General features: G+C 66.6%; 8 protein-coding genes. 1 reads left to right on the forward strand and 7 read right to left on the reverse strand.

Annotated elements, in window-relative coordinates; all coding sequences use genetic code 11:
- The 7 genes from QN345_RS13010 to QN345_RS13040 all read right to left on the reverse strand — a co-directional run.
- On the reverse strand, positions 1 to 268 hold a 268-nt coding region (locus QN345_RS13010), incomplete at its 3' end, for a Mur ligase domain-containing protein (RefSeq protein WP_323508726.1).
- The gene (locus tag QN345_RS13015; protein WP_134446099.1) at positions 269 to 1,813 is read right to left on the reverse strand and encodes a Mur ligase family protein; all 1,545 of its coding nucleotides are present in this window, start codon (positions 1,811 to 1,813) and stop codon (positions 269 to 271) included.
- A gap of 13 nt (positions 1,814 to 1,826) precedes the next feature.
- A complete protein-coding gene (locus tag QN345_RS13020; protein ID WP_241975250.1) occupies positions 1,827 to 3,614 on the reverse strand; it encodes a peptidoglycan D,D-transpeptidase FtsI family protein in 1,788 nt (595 codons plus the stop codon).
- A gap of 65 nt (positions 3,615 to 3,679) precedes the next feature.
- Positions 3,680 to 4,333 (reverse strand): hypothetical protein, encoded by a 654-nt coding sequence (locus QN345_RS13025; protein WP_323508727.1) that lies wholly within the window; start codon positions 4,331 to 4,333, stop codon positions 3,680 to 3,682.
- Positions 4,330 to 5,283 carry a 16S rRNA (cytosine(1402)-N(4))-methyltransferase RsmH gene (gene rsmH / locus QN345_RS13030; RefSeq protein WP_322189833.1) on the reverse strand — a complete coding sequence of 318 codons (954 nt, stop codon included), beginning with the start codon at positions 5,281 to 5,283 and terminating at the stop codon, positions 4,330 to 4,332. Before rsmH ends, QN345_RS13025 begins: the two co-directional genes overlap by 4 nt.
- A gap of 98 nt (positions 5,284 to 5,381) precedes the next feature.
- The gene (gene mraZ / locus QN345_RS13035) at positions 5,382 to 5,813 is read right to left on the reverse strand and encodes a division/cell wall cluster transcriptional repressor MraZ (protein ID WP_134446101.1); all 432 of its coding nucleotides are present in this window, start codon (positions 5,811 to 5,813) and stop codon (positions 5,382 to 5,384) included.
- Positions 5,814 to 6,070: 257 nt separating this feature from the next.
- Positions 6,071 to 6,481 carry a DUF3040 domain-containing protein gene (locus QN345_RS13040; protein WP_134446102.1) on the reverse strand — a complete coding sequence of 137 codons (411 nt, stop codon included), beginning with the start codon at positions 6,479 to 6,481 and terminating at the stop codon, positions 6,071 to 6,073.
- A gap of 70 nt (positions 6,482 to 6,551) precedes the next feature.
- Between QN345_RS13040 and QN345_RS13045 the strand changes: the two genes are divergently transcribed.
- On the forward strand, positions 6,552 to 7,640 hold the full coding sequence (locus QN345_RS13045; protein ID WP_134446103.1) for a polyprenyl synthetase family protein: 1,089 nt from the start codon (positions 6,552 to 6,554) through the stop codon (positions 7,638 to 7,640).
- Positions 7,641 to 7,807: the final 167 nt, after the last annotated feature.

Here is a 7,807-nt window from a genome sequence, read left to right on the forward strand (position 1 = left end):
GGGCGAGGGGGTGGTCGAGCGCGCGCTCGACGATGAGGAGCGCGGCGCCGTTGTCGATCGCGGCAGGAGCGAAGAGGTGACCATCGGTGGTCTCCCCCGGCTTCGCGACGAAGATGCCGCCGGGGCGGATCTCACGCGAGTCGGTGTCGACGGCACCGGAGACGACGGTCGCCGGCGTCGTCGGCGAGCCGTCGGCGTTCAGGGCTCCGTCGAGGTGCAGGGCGCCGTTGACGGCGCCGGCGATCTCGGAGAGGGAGAGGGCGATCATCTACTGCCACCCCGCTTCGCGCAGCGCGAGCCGGGAATCGTCGCGGGCGGAATAGGGGATCTTGACGCCGTTCACTTCGTGATAGTTCTCGTGGCCGGGGCCCGCGTAGAGGATCGAGTCGCCCTCGACCGCGAGGCCGAGCGCGGTGCGGAAGGCGGTGCGCGGGTCGGCGACCTCGTAGAGCTCCACGTCGGGGACGGCCTCTCGGGCGCCGGCGATCAGGGCGGCCCTGATCGAGGCCGGGTCCTCGTAGCGGGGGTGGAAGTCGGTGATGACGACGACGTCTGCGCCCCTGGCTGCGATGGCACCCATGGCCGCGCGCTTGGTGGTGTCGCGGTCGCCGTCGGCGCCGAAGACCATGAACAGTCGCCCCGGCGTGAAGGTGCGGATGGCCGCGAGGGTGTTGAGGAAGGCGTCCGGGCTGTGACCGTAGTCGATGTAGACGAGCGGTCCGCGGTCGCCGGAGATGCGCTCGGTGCGCCCCGGGATGTAGACGTCGATGCCGCCGTCGCGGGCGAGGGTGTGATTGATGGCATCGAGGTCGTAGCCGGATTCGACGAGCATCAGGATGGCCAGTGCGGCGTTCGCGGCCATGAACCAGCCGATCAGCGGAACACGGGTCTGCAGGCGGCGGCCCTCCGGCCCCTCGAGCAGGAACTCCGTGTAGAGGGCGTCCTCCGACACGATCGAGAGGTGCCAGTCGGCGTCGACCTCTGGATGGATGCTGAGGGTCGTCACCGGGATGCGGCACTCTGCGACGATCCGCTGGCCCCATTCGGAGTCCACGGTGATGACGCCGCGCCGGGACCGGTCGGGCTGGAAGAGTTCGAGTTTGGCCTGGAAGTACTCGTCGAGGCTGGCGTAGTCGTCGAGGTGGTCGTGGCTGAGGTTGGTGAACCCTGCGACATCGAAGACGAGCCCGTCGACGCGGTGCCTGCTGAGGGCCTGCGCGGAGACCTCGATCGCGACGGCGCGCACTTCGGCTTCGCGCATCCTGGCGAGAAGGGCATGCAGTTCGGTGGCCTCCGGGGTGGTGAGCGAGCTCACGACGGCGAGGTCGCCGATGCGGCGTTCCGCGGTCGAGGTGAGGCCTGTGACGACGCCGAGCTGGTTCAGGATGGCGACGAGGAGGTAGACGACGCTCGTCTTGCCATTCGTTCCGGTCACTGCGAAGAGCGTTGCCGGGTTCTCGTCGGTCCGGTAGATCCAGGCGGCGACCGCGCCGAGAGCGGCGCGCGCGTCCGGGGTGACGAGGATCGGCAGGCCGCTTCCGGCGGCGACGAGCGCACCGGCCTCATCGGTCAGGATGGCGACGGCTCCGGCCTCCCTGGCGTCGTCGGCGAAGCTCGCGCCGTGGAAGGCTCGCCCGGGAACGCCGACGTACAGGTCGCCCGGCTGGACGGAACGGGAGGAGATACTCACGCCGGAGACTTCGAGACCCTCGATGTCGCCGCGCAGGAAAAGTTCGAATTCATCAACCATGCCCGACAACGACCGCGCAACCGGGTGCTGAGGACGGAGAGCCGATGGTGCCAACTCGGTCACGGGGCTCGCTTTCTTACCAGGTACCGGGAAGGGCAGGCGCTGGAGCGCCCGATGGAACTGCCCGGTACTTCTTCAGCACCTGGCTCATGACCTCCTGGAAGATCGGAGCGGGCGCTGCAGACGAATTCAGTTTAACAGGATCGGCGAGACTGACCGAAACGACGTACTCCGGATCGTCTGCGGGAGCGAACCCGGAAACCGACACAAGGTACCCGTGGGTGTACCCGCCGTGGCCGTCCGGCATCTGGGCCGTTCCGGTCTTCGAGGCGACCCGGTAGCCGGGAATGTTCCAGACCTTGGACAGCCAGGCCTTCTGGTACACCATCTCAAGCATGTCCGAGGTGTCGTGCGCGGCCGATGCCGAGACGACCTGGGTTCCCGCTGCTGCCGGCACATTCGTCATGGTGCCGTCCGCCTGGCGGCAGCCGGCGACGAGCTGGACGGGCAACCGGACGCCCTTGTTCGCAATGGTCTGGTAGATGCTCGCGATCTGGAGCGCCGTCGTGGTCAGGCCCTGGCCGAACATGGTGGCGTACTTGGTCTGGGGGTCCCATTCGTCGTAGGGATGCAGGATTCCGGAGTCTTCGGCGGGGAACCCCGCCTCCGTCGCAGTGCCGAGGCCGAACTTGGTCATGTAGTCATAGCGCTGCTTGTCGGTCAGCAGTTCGCCGAACTTGGACATACCGGTGTTCGAGGATTCGATCAGCACGCCGGTGAGGGTGAGGTGCAGGTCGGCGTGACCGGAACTGTCGTTGATGTTCGCGCCGTTGCCCGGCAGGTATCGATAGGGCGCGACGACCTGGGTATTCACCGTGGCCTTGCCCGCATCGAGAACGGATGCCGCGGTGAGCGCCTTGAAGGTCGACCCCGGTTCGAAGGAGGCCGTGAAAGCGCGCGAGCCACGGTCATCGGGGTTGGTCGTTCCGTTGACGTTGTTCGGGTCGACACTGGGATAGTCGGCGACCGCGACGAGCTTCCCGGTCTTGACCTCCTGCACCACGACCGTTCCCCACGCCGCGCCGGTGGCCTGGGCCTGCTTGGCCAGGGCCTGCTGGACGAACCACTGCAGGTCGGAGTCGATCGTCGTCACGACATCTCCGCCGTCGACGGCCGCCTTCTCCGTGACGGTGCTCTGCGGCAGCCGGACGCCGTCTGCGCCCTTCTCGTAGGTCTCCGTTCCGTCGGTGCTCGCGAGGCAGGAGTCCTGGCCGATTTCAAGGCCGGCCTGGGCTTCACCCTCTGACGACACGAATCCGACGAGGTTGCCTGCGACCGCACCGTCCGGGTACACCCGGCCGGGCTTCTTCTCGAAGTAGATCCACGGGATCTCGAGCGCGTCGACCGCCCGGAACACAGAGACATCCACTGCCTTGGTCACCATGGCGTAATCCGACGCGGGATTGGCGGCGAGCGACGAAGAGATGATCGCGAGGATCGCGTCTCCGGTCTGACCGGTGATGGCGCCGACCTCCGCAGCGGCCTGGGCGACGGTGACCGTCTGGTCTCCCGCCGCCGTTGTGCGGGTGAACTCGACGGCATTGCGGGGAGACAGCGTGATATTGTAGCGCATCACCGTCCCGGCGAGTACGACGCCGTTGGCGTCGACGATGTCACCGCGTGAGCCGTAGATGGGCTGCTCGACCGATCGGTTGCCGAGTGAATCGGCGCTGAGGGTGTCGGCACGGACGACCTGGATGTCGACGAGCCTGACCACGAAGAGTGCGACGATCGCGAAGAGGAGAACGACCGTGATCGCGATGCGGCGCTTGCCGCTGCGCGTCGACCTGGCACTGACACCCACAGTTTCGGTTCCTTACTGCGGACGGGGCCGCGGTTGTGGCACCCCGGCTCGTGCGGGAATGCGTTCTAGCGAGTCGTGGGCGTCGGGAGTCCGGCGCCAGGGGCTGGCACGGCGGCGGTTGAGGTTGTCGGGGCGGTCGTGGTGGCTGGTGACGTCGCGGCGCCGGCGACGCTCGCGCCCTGCCCGGTGGCCTGGGCTGGCTGTGTCACCAAAGGTACGCCGGTGAGCAGCGCGTTCGGCACGAGACTCGCCGCACCGGCCTGACTGCCCGTTGCGGAACTCGGGGCGCCGAGCACTGCGGAGTCGGAGAGGCGCAGGTAGACCGGGTTGGAGTTGCTGATCATGCCGATGGCCTCGGCGTTGGCCGCGAGGCTCTGCGGGGAGGAGACCCGGACGAGGTCCTCCGTGACGCTGTCGGCGGTGCGGCTGAGTTCCGTCTGGCTGGCCTGCAGGCGGGACACCTCGTACGCGCCCTGCGAGATTCCGACGCTCAGCAGGAGCTGCGCGACAATGATCACCGCAACCCCGGCGACGGCGGACAGGGCGAAGGCGATCTTGGGTCGTGCCCGGCGCTGGCTGCGCGTTGCGACGATCTCGATGTGGCGAAGCCGCGAGCCTGGCTGGCCTGCCGGAGCGTCCAGCGGTTTCTGGTCGGGGGTGTCGTGCCGGGGGGTACTTTCCCAGTTCGGTCGCAGCACGCGTGCGAGATTGTCGCTCATCCGGCTCTCCTCAGTCGCTCGGCGGCGCGAAGTCTGACCGACGTCGCACGGGGGTTTCTCGCCTTTTCTTCTTCCGAGGCGAGTTCGGCGCCCCGGATCAACTGTGTGAACAGTGGCTTGTGTTCCGGCAGCTCGATGGGCAGGCCGGCGGGGGCGCTCGAGGTGGATGCCCGGGCGAGCGCCTTCTTGACGATCCGGTCCTCGAGCGACTGGTAGGCCTCCACGACGATCCGGCCGTGCACGGCGACGGCGTCGAGGGCGGCGGGGATCGCGCGTTCGAGAACGGAGAGTTCCTGGTTGACCTCGATGCGCAGGGCCTGGAAGACCCGCTTCGCCGGGTGTCCGGTGCGCTGGACGACGACGGGGGTGACCTTCGTGAGGATCGCGACGAGCTCGGCAGAGCGGACGAGAGGGGCGGTGGACCGAGCCTCGACGATGGCCTTGGCGTAGCGTGCCGCGAGTTTCTCTTCGCCGTACTCGTGGAAGATCCGGCGCAGTTCGGACTCGCTGTACGTCGCGAGGATGTGCTCCGCCGTCAGGTCGCTCGTGTTGTCCATCCGCATGTCGAGCGGAGCGTCCTTGGAGTACGAGAAACCGCGTTCGACCCGGTCGAGCTGGAGCGAGGAGACTCCGAGGTCGAAGAACACGCCCTGGACCTCTTTGATGCCGAGGGAGTCGAGGGCGTCCTGGATGCCGTCGTAGACGGTGTGCACGAGGTGGATCCGGTCGCGGAACGGCTTGAGGCGCTCCTCGGCGATCGAGAGCGCCTCGAGGTCACGGTCGAGGCCGACGAGGGTGAGTCCTGGGAAGCGGGTCAGGAAGGCCTCGGAGTGCCCGGCCATGCCGAGGGTCGCGTCGACGAGCACGGCGCCGGGCTGGTTCAGGGCCGGCGCGAGGAGCTCGACACAGCGTTCGAGCAGTACGGGGGTATGGATTTCGTCGATGTTCATGGTCCCGGGGAGTAGTTCCTGGATCCTGATCCCCATCCGGCAGTCCTGGCACCGGGGAAGTGTGTCAGGGCGTACGGCTGGGAGTCAGGCGCCAGGTTCTAGAAGAGTCCCGGAATCACCTCCTCCGTGGTGTTGGCGAACGAGGTTTCCTGTTCGGCGAGGTACAGGTCCCAGGCCTCGGTATCCCAGATCTCGACACGGTCGCCCGCACCGATCACCGTGAGTTCGCGGTCGAGGCCGGCATAGCTGCGGAGGTTGGCGGGGATGGTGACGCGGTTCTGGCTGTCGGGAGTTTCCGCACTGGCTCCGGAGGTGAAGACCCGGAGGAAGTCACGGCCCTGCTTGCTCGTGATCGGGGCCTGCTTGATCTTTTCGTGCAGTTCCTCGAACGCCCGGGTCGTGAAGACGTAGAGGCAGTGCTCCTGGCCGCGGGTCATCACGATGCCGGTGGACAACTGCTCACGGAACTTCGCGGGGAGGATGACGCGTCCCTTGTCGTCGAGCTTGGGGGCATAGGTCCCGAGGAACATTCATCACCCCTTCTCTTCCGGCCAAGTTCAGGTGTTACTCCACTTTACTCCACTTTGGACCACGAAAACGGGAAATGCCACGATCAACGAGTAAATTTCTAGAAAAATACCAGATGAACAGGCTAAGTGATGGGTGGAGGGAAATCCAAGGGCGAGCGGGGTCGAGAGTCGATTTTGGGCACAAAAAAGGGCCGATCTGTGATCGGCCCTGCTTTTGTGAAGTTTCGGTCGTGCTGTGGAGGATGGGAGCCGAAGGGCTAGTTGCCGTCCTGGCGTCGATCCCAACGGTCATTGAGACGGTCCATGAACCCGCGGCCGGACTTGCCGGAACCCGACGGGCGTGACCCGCTCGTCCCGGACGGTGACGTGCCGGAGGATGAGAAGCCGGAGGACGACAGCCTGCGGGCGGCCTTGCCCGGTGACGTGGCGAGCAATACCCCTGCGAACATGACGACGAAGCCGAGGATTCCGAGCCACAGCTGCTGCACTGCGACTCCGGCGATCAGTCCCCCGATACCGGCGACGACCGCGAGAACGCCGAGGGCGATCGAGCGGTAGTTCGGGCGAAGCGATGAACCGCCAACGGTCGCGACGAAGTCGGAGTCGTTGTGGTAGAGCCCGCGCTCCATCTCTTCAAGGAGTCGCTGCTCTTGTTCCGAAAGCGGCATCTTATTCCTCCTCTGTAGGATCACCGGTGAATCCCAATTCTAGCCCCGCCGCGATAGCTAGGCTAGGCGGGTGGCTGAAAGCAATCAACTGGTCGATCTGGTTCAAACTCGCATCGACGAATTCCTGAAAACCCGTCAACTAATTGTGACTACTGTCAGCCCGGATCTTAGCGCGCTGGTGAACTTCTCACGGCAGTTTCTCAGCGGTGGTAAGCGCTTCCGGGCCCAGTTCTGCCACCAGGGCTGGCAGAGCGTCCCCGGTTCGGACGCGCTCGATTCCGCGCCGGTCATCGCGGCGGCCGCCGCCCTCGAAATCTTCCATGCCGCCGCCCTCGTCCACGACGACATCATCGACAATTCGGACACCCGCAGGGGTTCGGCGTCCGCCCATAAACTCTTCGAATCCCTGCATGCCACGGGCGGCTGGGCCGGCGCTCCTGTCGAGTTCGGCCGGGCCTCCGCCATCCTTCTCGGGGACCTGCTCCTCGGGTGGAGCGACGAGCTCCTCGACGAGGGCCTCCAGGCCTCCGCAGATCCTGTGGCGGCCAGGCTCGGTCGCCACGAATTCAACCAGATGCGCACGGAGGTGACAGCCGGTCAGTACCTCGACATCCTCGAGGAAAGGGCCTGGCTCGTGCAGCAGGAGGAGGAGTTGCTCGAACGCGCCATGCGGGTCATCGTCTTCAAGTCCGCGAAGTACAGCGTCCAGGCTCCCCTCGTCATCGGGGCGGCACTCGCGGGCGCCGACACGGCCCACCTCGACGCGTTGCGCGCCTTCGGGCTTCCGCTCGGCATCGCATACCAGCTCCGGGACGACCTTCTCGGAGTGTTCGGCGACGCGGCCGTGACGGGCAAACCGAGCGGTGACGACCTGCGGGAGGGCAAGCGCACCGTGCTCATCGCACTCGCCAGGCGCGCGCTCGAACCGGCCGCGCGGGAGTACCTCGACGGACTCCTCGGAGACCCGGGGCTCGACGCGGCCCAGATCCTGTCGCTGCAGGAACTCATCAGGGCCAGCGGAGCCGTCGAGAGCGTCGAGACGCTCATCACGGACCAGGTCGCGGATGCGCGCGGCGCGCTCCACGCCTCTCCGATCGCCCCCGACATGCGGGACCAGCTCGAGAGGCTCGCCGAAACCGTGACGCGCCGGTCGTTCTGAGACCGGGGCGACCCGGGAGCGGGGCGAGCCGAGGGGTTCGCCCTGTGAAGGGGCTCGCCGTGTGAACTGGGCCCGGGGTCGAACCTGTGGCTAGGAGCGTGGGTCAGTAACGGCGAAGTTTAAAACGCCGACGGATTTCCTGGGCTGGGGTTGTTGGTCTGGGAAAA

Origin of the sequence: Cryobacterium sp. 10I1, from assembly GCF_035019805.1 — a bacterium.
In the GTDB taxonomy this organism is placed as follows: Bacteria; Actinomycetota; Actinomycetes; order Actinomycetales; family Microbacteriaceae; genus Cryobacterium; species Cryobacterium glucosi.

What these genes read in the sequence shown, in the direction of transcription:
- QN345_RS13025 (WP_323508727.1), bottom strand. Translation starts at nt 4,333, where the DNA reads ATGAGCGACAATCTCGCACGCGTGCTGCGACCGAACTGGGAAAGTACC.
- rsmH (WP_322189833.1), bottom strand. Translation starts at nt 5,283, where the DNA reads ATGAACATCGACGAAATCCATACCCCCGTACTGCTCGAACGCTGTGTC.
- mraZ (WP_134446101.1), bottom strand. Translation starts at nt 5,813, where the DNA reads ATGTTCCTCGGGACCTATGCCCCCAAGCTCGACGACAAGGGACGCGTC.
- QN345_RS13040 (WP_134446102.1), bottom strand. Translation starts at nt 6,481, where the DNA reads ATGCCGCTTTCGGAACAAGAGCAGCGACTCCTTGAAGAGATGGAGCGC.